Below are 731 nucleotides of genomic sequence, written 5' to 3'. Positions count from 1 at the left end.
AGCGTAATAAGCCATAGTCGGCGGCGAGTTTAATGAAGGGTTGGGCACCGGCGGCGTTCAGTTCCAGCTTGGTTTGGCCGTCGAACGTTTGCAGAATGATGTTGGGTAATTCGTCGTCGAAGGTCAGTTCGTTCTGGCCGGGGGTGACAATCCGGCTTTGGCTCGGGTTGCGGTCGGTCACCGGGCCTTCCTGTTTGAGTTCGCTGGCAAAACCCATGACGCAGGGTCGGTTCGGGTCGTTGTTGAGTAAGGTGACCAACACGGTACTGCCATCCAGCAAGGGGAAGTGCCAACCGGTGTTGAGCGGTTGGTTGGCGTTGGCAAAGGGCACCAGGCGTTCCACGCTGGGGCTAGCCTGGGTGTGCTCCAGGCGCTCAGTGTTGTGGTGGCTGAACCCCATGCGCAATTGATACTGGCCCAGGTCATCCAGGTCTGCGTAACGGCCGCGAGCTTCGATACGGGCCGGAAACGCCAAGGGCAAATCGGGCATGGCCGGAAACGTGGGTTGATACCCGCTGGCCCGGCTGATTAAGGTGGCTTTGGCGTGATACCGCAAGCCCAGCTGCGGTTGGCTGGCATCGAAGGCTTCGCCTTCGTGCGTGAGTTCAAGGGTGGTTAAATCCCCCACGGCTTCTTGCGGGCTCCAGAACGCGGGCAGGGTGCTGCTGTGGCCACAGGCCAGCATGGGCAAGCTGCCCTCGAGCAACCAGGATCGCGTCACCGCATGGTGC

1 protein-coding gene is annotated in these 731 nt (G+C 60.9%); it reads right to left on the bottom strand.

Annotated features, from left to right (window positions below):
* A partial coding sequence (locus IYN85_RS25630; protein WP_230390988.1) for a hypothetical protein occupies positions 1–731 on the bottom strand: 731 nt, incomplete at both ends.

It is taken from the genome of Reinekea sp. G2M2-21 (assembly GCF_015687175.1).
Lineage (GTDB): Bacteria > Pseudomonadota > Gammaproteobacteria > Pseudomonadales > Natronospirillaceae > Reinekea.
The sequence above is the reverse complement of the archived record's forward strand: the minus strand, read 5'-3'. Positions and strand labels throughout refer to the sequence as shown.